Annotated in this window: 18 protein-coding genes and 1 riboswitch; of the genes, 5 read left to right on the forward strand and 13 right to left on the reverse strand. The window is 57.5% G+C overall.

Translation table 11 applies throughout. The features are described 5' to 3' along the window. The first annotated feature begins 140 nt into the window (after nucleotides 1-140). Nucleotides 141-1,253, forward strand: coding sequence for an iron-sulfur cluster carrier protein ApbC (gene apbC, locus PU624_RS10380; protein WP_283547542.1), 1,113 nt, complete (start codon nucleotides 141-143; stop codon nucleotides 1,251-1,253). On the opposite strand, the gene PU624_RS10385 is transcribed toward apbC, so the two are convergent. Next, on the reverse strand, nucleotides 1,250-1,705 hold the full coding sequence (locus PU624_RS10385) for a GNAT family N-acetyltransferase (protein ID WP_283547543.1): 456 nt from the start codon (nucleotides 1,703-1,705) through the stop codon (nucleotides 1,250-1,252). The two genes, apbC and PU624_RS10385, sit on opposite strands and share 4 nt — an antisense overlap. A 235-nt stretch (nucleotides 1,706-1,940) precedes the next feature. On the opposite strand from PU624_RS10385, the gene ahpC reads away from it, so the two are divergent. Together ahpC and ahpF are read left to right on the forward strand one after the other, a co-directional pair. Next, complete coding sequence (gene ahpC / locus PU624_RS10390; RefSeq protein ID WP_090959470.1) at nucleotides 1,941-2,504, forward strand: alkyl hydroperoxide reductase subunit C; 564 nt, start codon at nucleotides 1,941-1,943, stop codon at nucleotides 2,502-2,504. Nucleotides 2,505-2,575: 71 nt separating this feature from the next. Further along, complete coding sequence (gene ahpF / locus PU624_RS10395) at nucleotides 2,576-4,144, forward strand: alkyl hydroperoxide reductase subunit F (RefSeq protein ID WP_283547544.1); 1,569 nt, start codon at nucleotides 2,576-2,578, stop codon at nucleotides 4,142-4,144. Between the two features lie 60 nt (nucleotides 4,145-4,204). Here the strand turns inward: ahpF and PU624_RS10400 are convergent, their stop codons facing one another. Next, nucleotides 4,205-5,164 carry an AEC family transporter gene (locus tag PU624_RS10400; protein WP_283547545.1) on the reverse strand — a complete coding sequence of 320 codons (960 nt, stop codon included), beginning with the start codon at nucleotides 5,162-5,164 and terminating at the stop codon, nucleotides 4,205-4,207. Nucleotides 5,165-5,261: 97 nt separating this feature from the next. Next, nucleotides 5,262-5,459: a hypothetical protein gene (locus PU624_RS10405; protein WP_283547966.1), complete on the reverse strand. Its 198-nt coding sequence runs from the start codon at nucleotides 5,457-5,459 to the stop codon at nucleotides 5,262-5,264. A gap of 307 nt (nucleotides 5,460-5,766) precedes the next feature. Beyond that, a riboswitch (TPP riboswitch) is annotated at nucleotides 5,767-5,867 on the forward strand. Between the two features lie 34 nt (nucleotides 5,868-5,901). On the opposite strand from PU624_RS10405, the gene thiM reads away from it, so the two are divergent. Both thiM and thiD read left to right on the forward strand, forming a co-directional pair. Then, nucleotides 5,902-6,690: a hydroxyethylthiazole kinase gene (gene thiM / locus PU624_RS10410; RefSeq protein WP_283547546.1), complete on the forward strand. Its 789-nt coding sequence runs from the start codon at nucleotides 5,902-5,904 to the stop codon at nucleotides 6,688-6,690. Further along, nucleotides 6,687-7,487, forward strand: a complete 801-nt coding sequence (thiD, locus tag PU624_RS10415) for a bifunctional hydroxymethylpyrimidine kinase/phosphomethylpyrimidine kinase (RefSeq protein ID WP_283547547.1) — start codon at nucleotides 6,687-6,689, stop codon at nucleotides 7,485-7,487. Before thiM ends, thiD begins: the two co-directional genes overlap by 4 nt. Nucleotides 7,488-7,539: 52 nt before the next feature. Here the strand turns inward: thiD and PU624_RS10420 are convergent, their stop codons facing one another. From PU624_RS10420 to PU624_RS10465, 10 genes are all read right to left on the reverse strand, one after another. Continuing rightward, on the reverse strand, nucleotides 7,540-8,226 hold the full coding sequence (locus PU624_RS10420; protein ID WP_283547548.1) for a GntR family transcriptional regulator: 687 nt from the start codon (nucleotides 8,224-8,226) through the stop codon (nucleotides 7,540-7,542). 100 nt (nucleotides 8,227-8,326) lie between these two features. Next, nucleotides 8,327-9,790 carry a mannitol dehydrogenase family protein gene (locus tag PU624_RS10425; RefSeq protein ID WP_283547549.1) on the reverse strand — a complete coding sequence of 488 codons (1,464 nt, stop codon included), beginning with the start codon at nucleotides 9,788-9,790 and terminating at the stop codon, nucleotides 8,327-8,329. Nucleotides 9,791-9,858: 68 nt separating this feature from the next. Next, nucleotides 9,859-11,142, reverse strand: coding sequence for an MFS transporter (locus PU624_RS10430; RefSeq protein WP_283547550.1), 1,284 nt, complete (start codon nucleotides 11,140-11,142; stop codon nucleotides 9,859-9,861). An 80-nt stretch (nucleotides 11,143-11,222) separates the two neighbouring features. Further along, a complete protein-coding gene (locus PU624_RS10435) occupies nucleotides 11,223-12,233 on the reverse strand; it encodes a Zn-dependent oxidoreductase (RefSeq protein WP_283547551.1) in 1,011 nt (336 codons plus the stop codon). Nucleotides 12,234-12,243: 10 nt separating this feature from the next. Continuing rightward, a complete protein-coding gene (manD, locus tag PU624_RS10440; RefSeq protein ID WP_283547552.1) occupies nucleotides 12,244-13,458 on the reverse strand; it encodes a D-mannonate dehydratase ManD in 1,215 nt (404 codons plus the stop codon). Nucleotides 13,459-13,677: 219 nt separating this feature from the next. Next, nucleotides 13,678-14,577 (reverse strand): lipid kinase YegS, encoded by a 900-nt coding sequence (yegS, locus tag PU624_RS10445; protein ID WP_283547553.1) that lies wholly within the window; start codon nucleotides 14,575-14,577, stop codon nucleotides 13,678-13,680. A 221-nt stretch (nucleotides 14,578-14,798) separates the two neighbouring features. Beyond that, entirely contained in the window at nucleotides 14,799-16,181 is a 1,383-nt protein-coding gene (gene trhP, locus PU624_RS10450; protein WP_283547967.1) for a prephenate-dependent tRNA uridine(34) hydroxylase TrhP, read from the reverse strand. 120 nt (nucleotides 16,182-16,301) lie between these two features. Next, on the reverse strand, nucleotides 16,302-17,009 hold the full coding sequence (baeR, locus tag PU624_RS10455) for an envelope stress response regulator BaeR (protein WP_283547554.1): 708 nt from the start codon (nucleotides 17,007-17,009) through the stop codon (nucleotides 16,302-16,304). Between the two features lie 6 nt (nucleotides 17,010-17,015). After that, nucleotides 17,016-18,404, reverse strand: a complete 1,389-nt coding sequence (gene baeS, locus PU624_RS10460) for an envelope stress sensor histidine kinase BaeS (protein ID WP_283547555.1) — start codon at nucleotides 18,402-18,404, stop codon at nucleotides 17,016-17,018. Then, nucleotides 18,401-19,807, reverse strand: coding sequence for an MFS transporter (locus PU624_RS10465; RefSeq protein ID WP_283547556.1), 1,407 nt, complete (start codon nucleotides 19,805-19,807; stop codon nucleotides 18,401-18,403). The genes baeS and PU624_RS10465 overlap by 4 nt, the downstream gene beginning before the upstream one ends. Nucleotides 19,808-19,841: the final 34 nt, after the last annotated feature.

Raw genomic sequence — 19,841 nt, forward strand, 5'->3', positions numbered from 1 at the left:
TTAGATGGTAACTGAAGGCTTCTCCTGCGTAAACACAAGGGATTCGCCCCGCCAGTCGCCGCAGATCCACGAGCATCTGATATCATTGACAATACATCGCTGAAACACAGCGTAAGCACAGCAGAAATAAGGAGCAGGGGATGACTGCACAATCCCGGGAACCGCATACGCCAGAGGGTCTGCGCGCCATCGTGGCGGGCGTATTGAGACGCTTTGAGCATCCGACCCTTAAACAGAATCTCACCGCGCTGAAAGCGCTGCATCACGTGGCGCAGCTTGACGGCACGCTGCATGTGGAACTGCTGATGCCGTTTGCCTGGGCCAGCGGCTTTGACGACCTGAAAGAGCAGGTCAGCGCCGAACTGCTGCGTCAGACCGGCGCAAAAGCTATCGACTGGCGACTCAGCCACGACATTGCCACTCTGAAGCGGGTGAAAAACCAGCCGGGTGTGAACGGCGTGAAAAACATTATTGCGGTCAGCTCCGGCAAAGGCGGCGTGGGTAAATCCAGCACCGCCGTGAATATGGCGCTGGCGCTGGCCGCTGAGGGCGCGCGGGTCGGTATTCTTGACGCCGATATCTATGGCCCGTCAGTGCCAAACATGCTCGGCACCCAGGATCAGCGGCCGACCTCGCCGGATGGCACCCATATGGCGCCGATCATGGCGCACGGCCTGGCAACTAACTCCATTGGTTATCTGGTGACGGATGACAATGCGATGGTGTGGCGCGGGCCGATGGCCAGCAAAGCGCTGATGCAGCTGCTCAATGAGACGATGTGGCCGGAGCTGGATTATCTGGTGCTGGATATGCCGCCAGGCACCGGCGACATTCAGCTGACGCTGGCGCAGAACGTGCCGGTGACCGGTGCGCTGGTGGTCACGACGCCGCAGGATATCGCCCTGATTGATGCCCGCAAAGGGCTGGTGATGTTTGAAAAGGTCAATGTGCCGGTGCTGGGCGTGGTGGAGAACATGAGTCTGCATATCTGCAGTCAGTGTGGCTTCCACGAGCCGATTTTTGGCACCGGCGGCGCGCAGAAACTGGTCGAAGATTATCAGACGCAGCTGCTGGCTCAGCTTCCACTGCACATCGACCTGCGCGAAGATCTCGATGAAGGCGAGCCGACGGTGATTCGCCGGCCCGATAGCGAGTTTACCGCGCTCTATCGCCAGCTGGCCGGACGCGTCGCGGCTCAGCTTTACTGGCAGGGCGAAGTGATCCCCGGCGATATCGCCTTCCGCGCGCTTTAAGCCCGACCCGACCCGCTGGCATACTGCGAGGCCAGCGGGTAGTGCATCAACACGTAACCCCCGTGCTCGCCTTCGCCCTGTGAAATCATCTTCCAGCCATGCTTCAGGTAAAACGCCTGCGCCGCTTTGTTCTTCTGCAGGCACTTCAACGCGCCGGTCGAGGTAAAGCGCGCCTCTACCGCCTCAAGCAACGCACTGCCCACGCCGCGACCCTGCCAGGCAGGATCGACATAGAGGCTGTGCAGGAAATTATCGTTCTCCAGCAGGCCCGCAAAACCGACCCTCTGGCCGTCAGCTTCCGCGACCAGCACGGTTTCCCCCAGAATGACGCCATCAAAATCTTCCAGCTGCCACTCGCTGCCATCCAGCCAGCGCCAGTTGTGTCGTCGCGCCGCCAGAAACAGCGTGCGCAGAAAAGGACGATCGGCTTCCGTAAACGGACGAATCTCCACAGGTCAGCTCCCTTTTAATCCGGTCTTTCAAAACTAGCAGCGATTCACGCAGACGCGCGAAAAGATAAAGCGGGTTAAATGTCACGTAAATCGCTGTACACTGCCTGCCGGGCCAGAGAGCATCAGGCTCTCAGCGTTTGATAGCTTTCGTTTATCAGATTGATAACGTCCGCATATTAGATGTTGGCCCGAAAATTATGTAACCTGCATCACATATTTTAACGGAGGCCACCAGATGTCTATTATCAATACCAAAATCAAGCCGTTCAAAAACGCAGCATTCAAAAACGGCGAATTCATCGACGTAACCGAGAAAGACGTTGAAGGTAAATGGAGTGTGTTCTTCTTCTATCCAGCTGACTTCACCTTCGTCTGCCCGACCGAACTGGGCGACGTGGCTGACCATTACGAAGAGTTCCAGAAACTGGGCGTAGACATCTACTCCGTTTCTACCGACACCCACTTTACCCACAAAGCCTGGCACGGTTCTTCAGACACCATCGCGAAGATCAAATACACGATGATCGGTGACCCGACTGGCGCCCTGACCCGTAACTTCGAAATCATGCGTGAAGACGAAGGTCTGGCTGACCGTGGTACGTTCATTGTTGACCCGGAAGGCGTTATCCAGGCAATCGAAATCACTGCTGAAGGCATTGGCCGTGACGCCTCTGACCTGCTGCGCAAAGTGAAAGCGGCTCAGTACGTGGCTTCTCACCCAGGTGAAGTGTGCCCGGCTAAATGGAAAGAAGGTGATGCAACGCTGGCTCCGTCCCTGGACCTGGTTGGCAAAATCTAATCCCGCTTCGCCCTTTCGATCATTCTCCAATCGGGTGCTGCGGCACCCGATTTTTTGACCAGGATATCACTATGCTCGACACAAATTTGAAAACTCAGCTCAAGGCCTACCTTGAGAAATTAACCAAACCTGTTGAGTTGATTGCCACCCTGGATGAGGGTGCAAAATCAACCGAGATCCGTGAACTGTTGGTTGATATCGCCGGCCTGTCTGACAAAGTCAGCTTCCGCGAAGAGAACGATCGTCAGGTGCGTAAGCCCTCATTTCTGATCACCAACCCAGGTTCGAACAGCGGCCCGCGTTTTGCCGGTTCCCCTCTGGGTCATGAATTTACCTCACTGGTGCTGGCGCTGTTACAGACCGGTGGGCATCCGTCGAAGGAAGCACAGAGCCTGCTGGATCAGATCGCGGCGCTGGATAGCGACTTCCATTTCGAAACCTACTATTCACTCTCATGCCATAACTGCCCTGACGTCGTTCAGGCGCTGAACCTGATGGCGGTGATTAACCCGCGCATCAGCCACACCGCTATTGACGGTGGCCTGTTCCAGAACGAGATTCAGGAACGCAACGTGATGGGCGTGCCAGCGGTTTACCTGAATGGTAAAGAGTTTGGTCAGGGCCGCATGAGCCTGGCGGAAATCGTCAGCAAAGTGGATACCAACGCGGATAAACGTGCAGCGGAAGAGCTGAACAAGCGTGACGCCTATGAAGTCCTGATTATCGGCAGCGGCCCGGCGGGCGCAGCGGCAGCCATCTACTCAGCGCGTAAGGGTATCCGTACCGGCCTGCTGGGCGAACGTTTTGGCGGCCAGGTGCTGGACACGGTGGATATCGAAAACTATATCTCCGTACCGAAAACCGAAGGGGCAAAACTGGCGGGTTCACTGCGTGCACACGTAGATGATTACAACGTGGATGTGATTGAAAGCCAGAGCGCCATCAAACTGATCCCGGCGGCGAAAGAGGGCGGACTGCACGCCATCGAAACCGCCTCCGGCGCCGTGCTGAAATCACGCAGCATCATCCTGGCGACCGGCGCACGCTGGCGCAACATGGGTGTGCCGGGTGAAGAAGCATATCGCACCAAAGGCGTCACCTACTGCCCGCACTGTGATGGCCCGCTGTTTAAAGGCAAGCGCACGGCCGTGATCGGTGGCGGCAACTCCGGCGTGGAAGCGGCCATTGACCTGGCGGGTATCGTTGAACACGTTACGCTGCTGGAGTTTGCCGGTGAGATGCGTGCCGACAAGGTACTGCAGGATAAACTGCGCAGCCTGAAGAACGTTGATGTGATCCTGAACGCACAGACCACTGAAGTGAAAGGCGACGGGACCAAAGTGACCGGCCTGCACTATCTTGACCGTACGACGCAGACCACCCATGAGCTGCCGCTCTCGGGTATCTTCGTTCAGATCGGTCTGCTGCCGAATACCCCATGGCTGGAAGGCGCGGTTGAGCGCAACAAAATGGGTGAGATCATCATCGATGGTAAATGCGAAACCAGCCTGAAAGGCGTGTTCGCAGCGGGCGACTGCACCACCGTGCCGTACAAGCAGATCATCATCGCCAGCGGCGAAGGTGCAAAAGCCTCACTGAGTGCTTTTGACTATCTGATTCGCACCAAATCAGCTGAATAACGTTTAGTCAGCCAGACAATAGCCCTTCAGCATCCGTGCTGAGGGGCTTTTTTTGGCCTGTTAATAGCCCGCCAGCGTCATCAGCATCATCCATATCGGCGTTGTCACTGCCGCAAACACCGTTGAAAACAGCATGCTGGCCGCCGCCGGACCGGTAATGACATTGAACTTCTGCGACATCAGATAGACGTTAACCCCGACCGCCATCGATCCCAGCAGCACCACCACTTTACTCTCCAGCGGCGGCAGATCGGTCAGCCACGCGATAGCCCATACCGTCATCGGTTGCAGCACCAGCTTCAGCAGGCAGATGGTATAGCTCTCTTTTAACCCATCCCGCACCCGATAGTGCGCCAGGCTCATGCCCAGGGTGACCAGCGACAGGGGCGCTGCCAGCGAAGCCAGCATCTTTAGCGGTTCCGCGGCCAGCAGCGGCAACGGGCGCTGCAGAAAACTCCAGGCCGTCCCGCTGAGAATGCCGATGATTAGGGGATTCTTCAGCACGCCGATCAGGGTGCGCCAGAGACCTTCCAGCGAGAAACTTCCCTGTTTTGCCCACTCGACCGAAACAGTCAGTAAGGTCCAGAGGATCAGGCTGTTAAACACCAGCACCAGTGCCACCGGAGGCAGGGCTTCAGGCCCGAGCAGCACCGTGGCCACCGGGATCCCCAGCATCACGTTATTGGAAAAGATGCCGCCCAGCGCAAACACCGAAGCTGCTACGCCATCCAGATTAAACAGCCTTGTTGCCAGCAGTCGCCCCACGATAAACACCAGCAGGCAACTGCCGAAGAAAGCCAGTAACAGGCGTGCATCCACCGGCGGACTCTGCGAGAACGTGCTCATCACCCGAAACAGCATGCAGGGCAGGGCGACGTTAAACACAAAGCGGTTCATTCCTTCGCTGATGCTGGCGGGCCATTTTCCGAGGCGCGTCAGGCAGTATCCCAGCAGGATCAGGATAAACAGCGGGGCTGACAGATAAATTTGATGGCTTAAGCTTTCAAACAGCAGTGGCATAGAGAGAGTCTGGTCAGACGATGATTAGTTATCAGACTAACAAATTGCTAACTAACTGTTAACTGTAACAGTGTCTGGATTGACCGTAGCCGGGACGCTACCCGAGCCAGCGACGCGCCTGCTGGTCGCTGATATCCCGGTAATAGACACGATGGATTATTTCGCCGCAGCCCGGACAACGCGCGGAAAGATAGGTGGAAAGGTAATGTCTGCCATTTGGCGCGACGGCGCCCTGACGTTCAATAATAATGTCCTGCCATCGATGGCGGTGTGGAATAAGCGCTGACAATCGCATCATACATCCTGAATAGTATGAAGTTCCGCTTCAGAAGTTTTCTAACTCAATGAAATAATTTGTTTTTTACGATGACGCTGCGAGCAGGTTAATTATTATGGAGAAACCAGAATGACTGCGGGAAATATTACCCGTTCGGGTAATAACCAGAGTTACCTATAAAGAGGTATCCCGTGAGCCCGCAGCATTAAGCCTTTTTTTCCACCGTCATGAGTTGATCGGGATCATGTGAATTGTTTCAGCTCTGATTATTTGCCGGGCTGGTGTCGCTTGCTTTCGCCGCACAGCTCTCCTATGCTGCAAGCCGTAACACGACTCGGGGTGCCGCTTTCCACACGGAAAGGGCTGAGAAAAACCCGCTGACCTGAACTGGATAATGCCAGCGTAGGGAAGTCTGATGCCTGACCGCATTCGCCTTCTTGTTCGCCGGTTGGGAGCTACGATGACACATCAATCTCAACACCTTTCTGCCGCGCACTTCGCGCCCATCCTGCACACTTTCCGCCGTCAGTCACCGCTGGTGCACTGCATGACCAATGACGTGGTTCAGAACTTCACCGCCAATGTACTGCTGGCACTTAATGCCTCACCTGCAATGGTAATTGATGCTGAGGAAGCCGCAGAGTTCAGCCGCTTTGCCGATGCGCTGCTGATTAACGTGGGCACCCTGACCCGCGAACGCCAGCAGGCGATGCAGGCTGCGGTCATCGCTGCCAGAGAGGCGGGCACACCCTGGACACTCGATCCGGTTGCCGTCGGTGCGCTGACGCTACGCAGTGAGTTCTGCCAGCAGTTGCTAAGTCAGCAACCGGCGGTAATCCGGGGAAATGCGTCAGAGATTCTGGCGCTGGCACAGCAGGCCAGCGGCGGGCGCGGTGTCGATACGCTGCATCAGGCCGATGCGGCACTCGATGCGGCACAGCATCTCGCTGAGACCTGGAACACGCTGGTGATCGTTACCGGAGAAGTGGACTATGCCACCGATGGTCAGCGATTCCTCGCCATAAGCGGGGGAAGCCCGTTAATGACGCGGGTGGTCGGGACCGGCTGCGCGCTCTCGGCTGTGGTCGCGGGCTTCAGCAGTCTGCCTGGCGATCGTTTATTGAATGTCGCTGCTGCCTGCCAGGTCATGGCCCTGGCGGGGGAAAAGGCAGCGGCGCAGACGTGCGGGCCGGGCAGCTTTGCCACGGCGTTTATCGATGCACTCTGGACGCTGGAGGCGAAATCATGAAGCGCATTAATGCCCTGACGATTGCCGGTACCGATCCCAGCGGTGGCGCAGGTATTCAGGCCGATCTGAAAACCTTTTCCGCGTTGGGAGCCTATGGCACCAGCGTTATTACCGCGCTGGTGGCACAAAATACGCAGGGCGTGCAGTCGGTTTATCGCATTGAACCTGACTTTGTTGCCGCCCAGCTCGACTCGGTGCTGGATGATGTGCGCATCGACAGCGCAAAAATCGGCATGCTGTCAGAAACGGCCATCGTGGAACAGGTTGCCGCCCGGCTAAAGCATGCGGCGATCCCCTTTGTGGTGCTGGATACGGTCATGGTCGCGAAAAGTGGTGATGCGTTGCTCTCGCCAGATGCCGTGGCCAGCGTACGGGAGCTGTTACTGCCGCAGGTCTCGCTGATCACGCCTAATCTGCCGGAAGCGGCGGCGTTGCTGGATTGCGGGATTGCCAAAGATGAGACGGAGATGCGCGAGCAGGGACGAGCCTTGCTGGCCCTGGGATGTCAGGCCGTGCTGATGAAGGGCGGTCACCTGGCGGCGGACGAAAGCCCGGACTGGCTGCTTACGCCTTCAGCAGAGCAGCGATTCAGTACGTCGCGCGTGGATACCCGTCATACACATGGCACCGGCTGTACGCTGTCGGCTGCGTTAGCCGCGTTGCGTCCGCGTCATGCTGACTGGGCAGAGACGATAGGGGAAGCTAAAAACTGGTTACAGCAGGCGCTGTTACAGGCGGATTCGCTGGAGGTCGGAAAGGGTATCGGGCCGGTTCACCATTTTCATCAATGGTGGTAACGACGAAGGCCCGCATCGGCCTGTTGATCAGGCGGTGCGGGCGGTTTCAGGTTCAGGGTGCTTCAAACCAGGCGCTGTTACGTTCGGCAATCGGGGTGATCGAGAAGATCATCTCCTGCAGGTGATGACGCATTGCCGCTTCCGCGGCATCGGCGTCGTGACGCTTCAGCGCGGCATAAATCTCTTCATGCTGCTCAATCACTTTTTCCGGCGGAGAGACCTCACTCAGCGTCAGGAACCGCACCCGGTCCATGGCGGCTTTGATGTTCTCCACCGTCTCCCAGGCCAGCTTGCAGTCAATGCTTTCAGCAATCAGGCGATGAAATTCATCGTCCAGAGTCAGAAAGCCCTGGCTGTCATGCCGCTCAGCCGCCATGCGCTGCAGCTGCAGATTGTGTTCCAGCGCCATCAGGGCTGGATCATTAATCTCCAGCGCCGCGCGACGAACCACAGACACTTCCACTGCTTCACGGATGAAGCGGCCATCCGCCACCCGCTTAGCGGAGATTTTGCGCACGAAAGTGCCGCGCTGCGGCAATACCTGTACCAGTCCGGCTTCGGCCAGCTTGATGAACGCTTCGCGCACTGGCTGGCGTGAGACGTTGAAGCGCGCGGACACCTCTTTTTCAGAGAGCAGCGAGCCCGGCTGAATTGCGCAGGTGACGATATCTTTGCGCAGATAACGGTAAATCTGCTGATTCACCGGTTCGCTGGTAGTAATGGTATAGGCGATCGACATGCAGCAATATCCATATTACGGCTGGCAGAGGCCAGCACGATGGGAAAGTGTCAGTCTAATCAGGGTGCTGCATCTGCGCCAGCGCTTTGTTTCAGCGCCTTTAGCCGTGGTTGAGACACCGATGCACCGTGGCGCGAGCGCCCTGCGTAGTCAGCTGCTGATACCAGGCCGTCAGTCGGGCAACCACGTCTCCATTTTGCAGCAGGTCCTCACCAAATACCTCGCGAAGAGAGAGTAGTGCCCGCACGCGGGCCTCGCCATCGTCGCTGGCGGCAACGCACTCAGCCAGCTGCTTTTGCATCGGGTCGCGGATCTCAATCGGCTGACCCTTTTCATCCACGCCGCCGACATAGCGCATCCAGCCCGCCACGCCCAGCAGTAGGAGGTTGCAGTCGCTGCCGCGCTGCAGGTGCCAGCGCAGACTATCCAGCATGCGTTGTGGCAGTTTCTGGGTGCCGTCAGTGGCAATCTGGCCGGTGCGATGCTTAATGGCACGGTTTTCATAGCGGGCAATCAGTGAATCGGCATAGGCGTTGAGATCCACCCCCTGAGTGCGCAGCGTCGGTGCCTGCTCATCGATCATCAGTGAGCGGGCGGCGGCGCGGAAATGGGGATCGGCCACGCAGTCGCTGATGTACTCATAACCTGCCAGGAAGCCGAGATAGGCCAGGAAAGAGTGGCTGCCATTCAGCATGCGCAGTTTCATCTCTTCATAGGGCAGGACATCGCTGACCAGCTCGGCGCCCGCTTTTTCCCACGCCGGACGACCATTGACGAAGTTATCTTCAATCACCCACTGGAAGAAGGGTTCCGCTTCAACCGCTACCGGGTCACTTGACCCCAGGCGTTCGGTCAATGCGGCAAAAGCCGCGCCGGTCATGGCCGGAACGATGCGATCCACCATGGTGGAGGGGAAGGTCATGTGCTGCTGAATATAGTCCGCCAGCGCCGGATCCTGCTGCCGGGCCAGCTGCACAATCACATTGCGGGTGACGTGACCATTTTCCGGCATGTTGTCACAGGACATCACGCTGAAGGCAGGCAAACCCTGATCGCGTCGGCGGCGAATTGCGGCCAGAATCAGACCCGGCAGCGAACGGGGAGAATTCGGATTCTGCAGGTCATGTACGATATCGGGATGATCGGGATTCAAATTGCCACTGGCGGGCTGGTGGCAATAGCCTTTTTCAGTGACGGTCATTGAAACAATCGCCACATCAGGCTGACTCATCGCCTTGATCACCGCCTCAATACCGTCACTTTTGCCATGCAGCGCCTGAGTAATCACGCCTATCACCCGGGTATGCTGTGAATCATCGGCCATTTCGGTGAGGGTGTAGAGCAGTTCCTGCTCACGCAGTGCCTGAATCAGTTCGCCGCTGTTGAGATTCACTTCGCAGTAGCCCCAGTCGCTGCCCTGATCTTCGGCCAGCCTGTCGCTGCAAAGCGCCTGATGGGCGCGGTGAAAGGCACCGAAACCAATATGTACCATGCGGGTTTTTAATTTGCTGCGGTCATAAGCGGGGCGCTGTACTTCAGCGGGCAGGCGATCAAGCTGTAACATAATCCATCCTTAATGGAAAACGGGGCGCGTAGCGCCCCAGAATCATCATTCTGTTAGTGGAACAACACTCAGACCGAAACCGGTTTATCTTCAGTTTTCGGACTGCGAATCACAAACAACACCAGGAAGGCACCCAGCGCGGCGACACAGCCGGCCAGCACAAAGGCGCTGTCGAATTTGCCGGTGTGCTGAACAATAAATCCGGTGACGATCGGCCCGATGATGCCGGAGAGGCTACCCACCAGATGGATGAAGCCGCTGATGCTGCCGATACGACTCTTGTGCACCACATCCTGAATAATCGCCCAGTAAATCGCGCCGGTAATGTAGAGAAAGAAAATCGACACCGACATCATCATGACGGCGGGAACCACCTCTTTTATCGTACCCGCCAGCGCCACACAAATTGCGGCTGCCAGCAGTGAGACCACCAGCACAATTTTACGGGACAACAACAGTTTGCCGGTGATGTTGAAGATTTTATCGGAAATCCAGCCACCCAGCGCCAGACCGACGAAGCCGACAATCCACGGGATCATGGTGGTGATGCTCATGGATTTGATATCCAGGCCGTGCGCCTGCACCAGATAGGCCGGGAACCAGCTCAGGAAGAAGAACAGGATGTAGTTGTAGCAGAAGAAGGCAAAAGCGGTGACCAGGATAATCGGCTGGCGCAGGTAGTAGCCAAACGGATGCGGCGTCTCGGCCAGATCGACCTCATCATTCGGGTTTGTGGCTTTCAGGCGATCAATCAGCAGACGCTCCTCTTCGCTCACTCGTTTGCTCTTCGCCGGGTTGTCAGCGGCGAAGAAGAGCCAGAACGCCATCCACACCAGACCGATACAGCAGACGATCACAAACGCCGGACGCCAGCCATAGGCCAGGGCCAGATAGCCAATGATCGGACCGGCGACCGCGCCACCCAGCGGTGAACCGGCACTCAGCAGACCCATCGCCGTGGCGGCCTGTTTTTTCGGGAACCAGCCGTTGATCGCTTTGTTGGCTGAGGAGCAGATGGGGCCTTCAGCCATACCGAACAGCACCCGCAGGATCAGCAGTGACCAGAAGCCCGTCGCCAGTGCGGTCATGCCGCAGAAAATGGACCAGGCACCCACCGCCACAGCCAGCACGATTTTCGGGCCAAAGCGGTCAGTGGCGAGGCCGCCGACAAAGTTAAACAGCGCGTAGCCGAAAAAGAAGCTGCCGAAAATCATGCCGAACTGCTCAGCATTGATCGCCAGATCTTTCTCAACCAGCGGTACCGTGAGTGACAGGGCAACACGATCGAGGTAGTTGATCATGTAAACCAGGAACAGCAATAAAACGAGGGTCCAGCGCAGATTCTTGAACATAAACACTCCGTGATCTGTTTTATCATTATCGTTATGCCGACGCGAACGCCGGCTCAGGAGACCTGGTGTTGAGCAGAGACTTAATCCATCTGAAGAATGACTTTGCAGCAGGTGCGGGGATCTTTTTCGAACAGGGTCATCGCCCGTTCAATCTCCTGCAGCGGGAAGTAGTGAGTGACCAGTTTCTCCGGCTGGATTAACCCTTTTTCTATCCACCCGATCACCTGTGGGAAGCGGTTACTGTTAAGACGTGAGGTAAACAGCGACAGCTCTTTGCTGGTCAGGCTTTGCTGGGTCAGGCTGCAGGGTTCACCGGAGAAGCCCAGCAGGCCAATGCGCGCGGCCGGTGAGGCGAGCGCCACTGCTTCCGCCAGGATAGCGGGATGGCAGGCCGCATCGATGATCAGCGTCGGCTGCACGCCCTCAAGCTGTGCGCCCAGCGGCGTGTTGCTGTTATCAAACAGCCGATCGGCACCGCTCTGTTCTGCCAGCGCCAGCCGTTCCGGCAGGCGATCCACCACCATCACCGTTTTCACCTTATAGACGCCTTTCAGCACCTGAATGGCGGTGAGGCCCATCGGACCGGCACCATAAATCAGTGCCACATCATCAGGCTGCGGTTTAAGAAATGCCGTGATGTTGGCGGCGATAGTGAAAGGCTCGACCAGACTGGCGAGTTTATCGGGAATCGCGTCCGGCAACGGCCAGGCATTTTTTGCCGGAGCCACCGCATACTCGCTGAAACCGCCGTCGCGGTGCACACCAATCACCTGCAGTGTGGTACAGACATTAGGACGGCCCACCGAGCAGGGATAGCAGTTGCCGCAGCTCACCACCGGATCGACCGCCACGCGCTGACCCAGTCGGGCCGCGTCAACACCGTCGCCTGTCGCATCGATCACACCAAAAAATTCATGACCAATCACGCGCGGATATTTCGCGAACGGGTTATGGCCGTGCCAGATGTGCACATCAGAGCCGCAGATGCTGGCATAAGCGACTTTGACCCGCACTTCGCCCGCTGCCGGTTGTGGCAGTGGACGTTCAGCTATCACCAGCTCACCTGGCTGTTCAATAACAACGCATTTCATCTGTTTCTCCTTACCAGTTCCACAGGGTGCCATCTTCAAGACGGGCGACCGGCAGATAGGCAGGTTCATAGGGATATTTCGCTGCCAGTTTCTCGTTGAACTCAATGCCCAGGCCCGGCTTGTCGCCCGGATGCATGTAGCCCTGATCAAAGGTCCAGTTAGCCTCAAACAGTTCCATCATCTGTTCGGAGAAGCCCATATACTCCTGCACGCCGAAGTTCGGCACCCAGAGGTCAAAGTGCAGTGCAGCCGCCATGCAAATCGGGGAGAGATCAGACGGACCGTGCGAGCCGGTGCGTACCTGATAGAGCGAGGCAAAATCAGCGATACGGCGCATACCGGTAATGCCGCCCGCATGCGTGATGGTGGTGCGGATGTAGTCGATCAGCTGCTCTTCAATCAGCTGCTTACAATCCCAGATGCTGTTGAAAACTTCGCCCACCGCAATCGGCGTAACGGTGTGCTGGCGGATCAGACGGAAACACTCCTGATTTTCAGCAGGCGTCGGATCTTCCATCCAGAACAGGCGATAATCTTCCACGCTCTTGCCGAAACGCGCCGCCTCAATGGGCGTCAGGCGATGGTGCATGTCATGCAGCAGATGCTCATCAAAACCAAATTTGTCACGGATAGCGGCAAACAGCTTTGGGGTGAAATCGAGGTATTTCTCGGTTGACCAGAGCTGCTCTTCAGGCCAGTTCCCTTTGGTGGCAGGCTCATAAGCCAGACCTTTGCCTTTCGCCATGCCGTAGGTGGTTTTCATGCCTGGCACGCCGCACTGTGCACGAATCGCTTTGAAGCCCAGCTCTTTGTGCTTCGCGTAGTCATCCATCACTTCGTCAATGGAGTGGCCGGTGGTGTGGCAATAGACCATAACGCCAGTCCGTGAGGCACCGCCCAGCAGCTGGTAAACCGGCATATTGGCGGCTTTGCCTTTGATATCCCACAGTGCCATATCAACCGCAGAGATAGCGGACATGGTCACCGGACCGCGACGCCAGTACGCGCCTTTGTAGAAATATTGCCAGATATCTTCGATCTGATGGGCATCGCGGCCAATCAGCTGCGGACAGACGTGATCTTTCAGGTAGGAGGCGACCGGTAATTCACGGCCATTCAGCGTGGCATCGCCAATGCCGGTCAGTCCCTGATCGGTGGTGATCTTCACGGTGACAAAGTTTCTGCCTGCGCAGGTTACAAATACTTCCGCCTTAACAATTTTCATCCTGTTTGCCTTAAATCAGCCTTCAATGACGAAAAAGTACGCGCTTTAATACTACCATACAAGTTGCACTGGCAGAGTTGTGAACCCAATCACAGACTGTTTTCAGAGACAAAATGGCGTTGTGAGCGGAAGCGCAGGGAGGTTATAAAAGCTGAGTGGGAGTAATAAAAAACGGGATGAGCAGCAATAAAAAAGGGGCTTTCGCCCCTTTAGTGATATTCAGGAAAGGAGGTCACATTGCGGCGGCAGGCGACAGCTTAGCGCGCCTGCCATCACCTCAATCACGAATTCCCGCCCGGAGAGCGGCTCGCCATCAAGGTTAAACGTCATCTCATGCGGCGAACGGATGGTCAGTGACTCCAGCTGCGTCGTCACGATACCGGGATTATCATCATCGCCGGTCAGCGAGTGCAGCAGCGTTGGCAGCAGCTCCTGCGCGGTGACAATACTGACGTCCAGTCGGCCATCGTTGATCAGGGCAGAAGGGCATAAACGCTGCCCGCCGCCTGCCTGACGCCCATTACCGATACCGATCACCAGCGCATCACCCTGCCAGGCGAAATCGGGACCGCTGATCTCGCAGGTATCCGGTTTCAGGGTATCCATGCGCATCAGACCGTGAATAAAGTAGGAGACGCCGCCCAGCGCCGACTTCAGCTTTTCCGGCGTTTCTGTCGTGATACGGGTGCCAAAACCGCCGGTCGCCATGTTGATGAAGTAGTGATCCTGGTTCACCCGGGCCAGATCGATGGTGCTGGCTTTGCCCTGAATCGCCAGACGCAGTGCCGGTTCCATCTCTTCCGGGATGCCGACGCTGGTGGCAAAGTCGTTGGCGGTGCCCAGCGGCAGAATGCCCAGCACCGGCCGATGATCGGCACTGGATGCCGCCAGCGCGGTTGCAACCTCGTTGATGGTGCCATCGCCGCCACCCGCGACGACGGTTTCGGCCTGCAGCGCAATCGCCTCTTTGACGTACCTGTCGCCGTCACCTTTTTCAAAAGTGACACGCACCGCAATATCGAAGCCTTCTTCACGCAGGGTAGTAATGGCTTCGCGCAGATCATCATTACCCGCGCCTTTCCCATTCAGGATGAGCAGCGTAAGCGGTTTGTTATCCATTTTGCGTTCCTTGAAGATCTACAGAGTAAGAAGGGAATTTATAACATAGCTGCCAGCAGTAAATAATTGGCGAAAGAGAGAAAAAAGAAAACCCGCACGGGGGAGCCGGGCGGGTAAATGAGGTGGTTCCAGTTAAATCTGCCGTTTGTTGTTACTCATTAGCAGCAGGCGGGACTATAAAGCAGCCCTGCACAGGGGTCTGTGATCCTGTTCTGATTTCCTCAAAATGTTTCCGTTAGTAAACGATTATGTGGGTCACGCGTATCTTCGCCGTGATCAAAGTTGCGCAGCAGCAGAGCAAAGCGCAGATCGACCTCTTCAGGCACCCGCAGCCAGACGCGATGGCCGTCGCCCGGCGCAACCTCAGTGGCTTCACCGCGCGCATTCTGCAGCGCATCCAGCTGGCAATTCAGGTTCCCTTCGGGCGTCATGATCTCCACGCTGTCGTGCAGCATAAATTTATTCTTCACGACCACTTCCGCCCATTCGCCCCGGCGCTCACCGGTAAATTCGCCAACAAACTGCTGGCGATCGGAAACTGAAAAGCCCTGCTGATAATTCTGGTAGCTGTCGTGAGTGTGACGGCGCAGGAAGCCCTCGGTATAGCCGCGATGGGCCAGGCCTTCCAGGGTTAACAGCAGTGAGGGATCAAACGGCTTACCGGCAGCGGCATCATCAATCGCCCGGCGATAAACCTGCGCGGTGCGGGCGCAGTAATAGTAGGACTTGGTGCGTCCCTCGATTTTCAGCGACTGAACGCCCATCTCGCTGAGCCGCTCAACGTGGGCGACCGCGCGCAGATCCCGCGAGTTCATGATGTAGGTGCCGTGCTCATCTTCGAACGCGCTCATCACCTCGCCGGGCTTCATCTTCTCTTCCAGCAGAAACACCTTGTCGGTCGGCTGACCGATGCCCAGCGTGGGCGTGGCCTCCTGCACGGCTATAGGCTCGTGGAACCCGACGATATTTCCTACCTCATCCTGCTGGCCTTCCTGCACTTTATATTCCCAGCGGCAGGCGTTGGTGCAGGTACCCTGATTCGGGTCGCGCTTGTTCATGTAGCCCGACAGCAGGCAGCGCCCGGAGTAGGCCATACAGAGTGCGCCATGAACGAACACTTCCAGCTCCATCTCCGGCACCTGCTGGCGGATCTCGGCGATCTCTTCCAGCGACAGCTCGCGTGACACAATCACCCGGCTCAGCCCCATCTGCTGCCAGAATTTTACCGTGGCCCAGTTGACCGCATTGGCCTGCACCGACAGGTGAATCGGCATCGCCGGAAAGGCGTCCCGCACCAGCATGATCAGGCCGGGATCGGACATGATCAGCGCGTCGGGCTGCATCGCCACCACCGGCGTCAGGTCGCGGATGAAGGTTTTCAGTTTGGCGTTGTGCGGCGCAATGTTGACCACCACGTAGAATTTCTTGCCCAGCGCGTGCGCTTCGTTAATACCCAGTGCGAGATTTTCGTGGGTAAATTCATTGTTGCGCACCCGCAGGCTGTAGCGTGGCTGGCCGGCATACACGGCATCGGCACCATAAGCAAAGGCGTAACGCATGTTCTTCAGCGTGCCAGCGGGAGAAAGCAGTTCGGGTTTCATGATGTTCTCACTGATGTCAGGTCAGTATGCCGCCTGAAGCGGCAGGTGCAGGGCCGTTAAGCCCTGCAAAAGGTGCGGAATTGTAGGCAGTGAGAAAAGGGAAGTAAATTGATCGGGATCAAACTAGATCAAATGACAGGCATCGGCTTCCCAGCGATAGCCCATGCCGTAGACGGCGCGGATAAAAGGTTGCTCGCTGTCGAGGTTCTCCAGCTTGCGCCGCAGATTCTTGATATGGCTGTCGATAGTGCGGTCCGTGACCACACGGTAATCATCATAGAGATGGTTGAGCAGCTGTTCACGTGAAAAGACTTTACCCGGTTCCAGCGACAGCGTTTTCAGCAGGCGGAACTCCGCCGGCGTGAGATCCAGCGGCTTTTCACGCCAGCTGGCGAAGAAGCGACTCTCATCGACCCGGAGTAACGAGGCGCTCTGCGGCTCTTCTGCCGAACGTTTTACCCGGCGCAGAATCGTTTTGACCCGCGCCACCACTTCACGCGGGCTGAAGGGTTTGCAGATGTAGTCATCCGCGCCCAGCTCCAGCCCCAGCAGCCGATCGATCTCTTCGGTGCGGGCGGTGACCATAATAATCGGCAGCTCGGAATGACGGCGGATTTCACGACAAAGCGTCAGACCATCGGTGCCCGGCAGCATCAAATCCAGCAGCATCAGGTCGGGCGGCGTCTGGCGCACGAACTCCAGCACTGCGTTGCCGTCGGCGATGTGGTGGGTACGGTAGTTCGAGGCGTGCAGATAGTCGATCATCAGCTGCGCCAGTTTCGGCTCATCTTCGACCACCAGAATCAGCGGGTCATGGTTTTCCTGGCTCATAAGCGTCTATACAAGGGGAACATAGCGCAAGTGTAGCGCGATTTTCAGTCCACCTAAATCAGAGTGCGCTGCATGAATATCGCCGCCATGGGCGTCAGCGATATTTTTACAGATGGCCAGGCCCAGGCCCGAACCGCCGCTGGCGCGATTGCGCGAGCCTTCGGTACGGAAGAATCGCTCGAAAATCTGCGCCTGATGTTCTCTCTCAACACCGGGTGCGCTGTCATCAAAATCGATGCGCCAGTTGGGCGCCTCATACTTTAGTGTCACTTCAACCCGACCGCCGCTGTCGGTGTAACGCAGGCTGTTCTCCAGCAGGTTGGTGAACAACTGCATCAGGCGGTCGGGATCGCCGAAGAACGGGGCGTTATCGGGCAGATTCAGTTTCAGCGTCAGGCCATGCGCGCGATAGCGTTCGGCAAAGCTGCCCGCCGTCACTTCCAGCAGTTGCACCAGGTCGGTGGCCTGTTTGCGGTAGGCAAGGGCGCCTACATCCGACAGCGACAGCTGGTGCAGGTCGTCGACCAGCTTGGTCAGCACCACCACCTCGCTCTGCAGCGAGGCGATCGCTTCCGGCGTCAGTTTGCGCACCCCATCCTGCATCGCCTCCAGCTCACCGCGCAGGATCGCCAGCGGCGTGCGCAGCTCATGGGAGATGTCGGCCATAAAGGCGCGGCGCATACTTTCATTTTTCTCCAGCGAGCTGGCAAGAAGGTTAAAGTCACCGGCCAGCTGGCCCAGTTCATCGCGGCTGCTGACCTCGACGCGGGTGGCAAAATTACCGGCCGCCAGATGATGGGTGCCATCCACCAGCCGTTTGACCGGGGCCAGCAGGCCGCGCCCCATCAGCCAGGTCGCCAGCGCCGCCAGTAACGTCGACAGGCCGACGATGATCCAGCTGGTGCGCCGCTGCTGTTGATCGAAGTTAATATCGGTGCTGCGCGTCAGCCGCTCCGGCGGCGAGCCAATCACCCAGCCCACCACCTTGCCGGTGCTGGTGGTGATATTGCGCCTTGTGCCTTCCGGCGGCACCGGCCCCGGCGGCCCGACCATCACTTTATATTGCTGATCGAGAACCCAGAACTGGGTGCGCCAGCCGTGTGGCGGCAGCTGACTGCTGCTGTCAGGATTCTGCTCCAGCGAACGCAGCATGGTGAAGATCAACCGATCGTTGTGGCGCAGAAAATCCCAGTTGCCGTGCTGCTCATACTGATCGGCCAGCGCATCGCTGAGCAGGTTCAGACGCTGCTGATTGCCGCGCTTAATGTAGTCGACGAAGCCATGCTCGAAACTGAGGCGAACGCCCCAGTGCATGGTGATCAGCACCAGCATGCAGGTGGCGAAAATCGCCATAAACAGTTTGGCACCGATGCCCAGGCGCAGGTTGAGTCTCATTTTTTTCTCCGGCGTCGCAGATCGACGTTGGTATTTACCTGTGGCGGGACGCGCCAGAACACCAGCGCAGGCAGGATGATGATCAGCGACATGCACAGGTAGGTATAAATAAACATCTGATGCTCCGCCGCACTGTTCGCCGCGCTCTCGTGAGCAAAGGCGCCCAGCAGCAGCCCGGCGACGGTCACGCCGATACTCATTGAGAGCTGCATAATCATCGACAGCAGGCTGTTGCCGCTGGATGCCAGTTCATCGGGCAACTCTTTCAGCGTCAGGGTATTCATCGAAGAGAAGCGAATGGCGTTGACCATCCCCTGCAGAAACAGCACCAGCGGCAGCAGCCAGACCCAGCCCATGAGCGCCACCAGCGGGAACAGCAGAACCACCAGCGCCAGCGCCACGGTCGACATCACCAGCACGTTGCGGTAGCCATAGAGATTGACGATGCGCACCACAATCCGCTTCATCCCCATATTGCCCAGTACCATCGGAATCATCATCAGACCGGCGTGAAACGGGCTGTAGCCCATGCCGAGCTGCAGAAAGATAGGCGTCATAAAGGGCAGCATGCCGCTGCCGATGCGGCCGGTAAAACTGCCGAGCAGGCCAATGGCGTAAACGCGATTATCAAACAGCTTCAGGCTGAACAGCGCATTCTCATTGCCGCGCGCATGCATCAGGTAGAACAGCAGAGAGAACATGCCGGTGAGGATCATCGCCCCCAGCAGCAGCGGAGAGCCGCCGCTGCTGCGCTGACCATCCAGCGCCAGTGTCAGGGTTGCCATGCCGGCGGCCAGCAGGATAAAGCCACCGAAATCAAAGCGCCGCGTCTGCATGCTGTAGTTGGGCATCAGCATCAGGGTAGCGATAGCACCTGCGATGCCCACCGGAATATTGATCAGAAAGATCCAGTGCCAGCTGGCGTACTCCACCAGCACACCGCCCAGCGCCGGACCCAGCAGCGGGCCGATCTGGCCGGGCAGGGTCACAAAGGTCATGGCGGACATATACTGCTCGCGCGGCACGATCTTCATCACCGTCAGGCGACCCACCGGCACCATCATGGCCCCGCCAATTCCCTGAACAACGCGCGACAGCACCAGCTGATCCAGCGTGCCGGAAAGGGCACAGAGCAGCGAGCCGAGGCTGAACAACAGAATCGCGCAGAAGAAGATGTTTCGCACGCCAAAGCGATCCGCCAGCCAGCCGCTGACCGGCAACATGACGGCCACCGTCAGCACGTAATAGACAATCACCGAGTGCATGTGCAGCGGGCTGACACCCAGGTCGTGCGCCATCGACGGGATCGCGGTATTCACGATGGTGGTATCCAGCGTCTGCATAAAAAAGCCGATGGCAACAATCCACAGTTGCCAGCGGACGTTAGTGTTTTGCGAAGTCATCGATCCCCCCGATAAAGGCGGCACGCCCGGAGCC

This window comes from Pantoea sp. Lij88 (assembly GCF_030062155.1).
Classification (GTDB): Bacteria; Pseudomonadota; Gammaproteobacteria; order Enterobacterales; family Enterobacteriaceae; genus Pantoea.

Bases quoted from the DNA above. Each gene is read 5' to 3' on its own strand.
- apbC (WP_283547542.1), top strand. From the start codon at position 141: ATGACTGCACAATCCCGGGAACCGCATACGCCAGAGGGTCTGCGCGCC.
- ahpC (WP_090959470.1), top strand. From the start codon at position 1,941: ATGTCTATTATCAATACCAAAATCAAGCCGTTCAAAAACGCAGCATTC.
- ahpF (WP_283547544.1), top strand. From the start codon at position 2,576: ATGCTCGACACAAATTTGAAAACTCAGCTCAAGGCCTACCTTGAGAAA.
- PU624_RS10400 (WP_283547545.1), bottom strand. From the start codon at position 5,164: ATGCCACTGCTGTTTGAAAGCTTAAGCCATCAAATTTATCTGTCAGCC.
- PU624_RS10405 (WP_283547966.1), bottom strand. From the start codon at position 5,459: ATGCGATTGTCAGCGCTTATTCCACACCGCCATCGATGGCAGGACATT.
- thiM (WP_283547546.1), top strand. From the start codon at position 5,902: ATGACACATCAATCTCAACACCTTTCTGCCGCGCACTTCGCGCCCATC.
- thiD (WP_283547547.1), top strand. From the start codon at position 6,687: ATGAAGCGCATTAATGCCCTGACGATTGCCGGTACCGATCCCAGCGGT.
- PU624_RS10420 (WP_283547548.1), bottom strand. From the start codon at position 8,226: ATGTCGATCGCCTATACCATTACTACCAGCGAACCGGTGAATCAGCAG.
- PU624_RS10425 (WP_283547549.1), bottom strand. From the start codon at position 9,790: ATGTTACAGCTTGATCGCCTGCCCGCTGAAGTACAGCGCCCCGCTTAT.
- PU624_RS10430 (WP_283547550.1), bottom strand. From the start codon at position 11,142: ATGTTCAAGAATCTGCGCTGGACCCTCGTTTTATTGCTGTTCCTGGTT.
- PU624_RS10435 (WP_283547551.1), bottom strand. From the start codon at position 12,233: ATGAAATGCGTTGTTATTGAACAGCCAGGTGAGCTGGTGATAGCTGAA.
- manD (WP_283547552.1), bottom strand. From the start codon at position 13,458: ATGAAAATTGTTAAGGCGGAAGTATTTGTAACCTGCGCAGGCAGAAAC.
- yegS (WP_283547553.1), bottom strand. From the start codon at position 14,577: ATGGATAACAAACCGCTTACGCTGCTCATCCTGAATGGGAAAGGCGCG.
- baeR (WP_283547554.1), bottom strand. From the start codon at position 17,009: ATGAGCCAGGAAAACCATGACCCGCTGATTCTGGTGGTCGAAGATGAG.
- baeS (WP_283547555.1), bottom strand. From the start codon at position 18,404: ATGAGACTCAACCTGCGCCTGGGCATCGGTGCCAAACTGTTTATGGCG.
- PU624_RS10465 (WP_283547556.1), bottom strand. From the start codon at position 19,807: ATGACTTCGCAAAACACTAACGTCCGCTGGCAACTGTGGATTGTTGCC.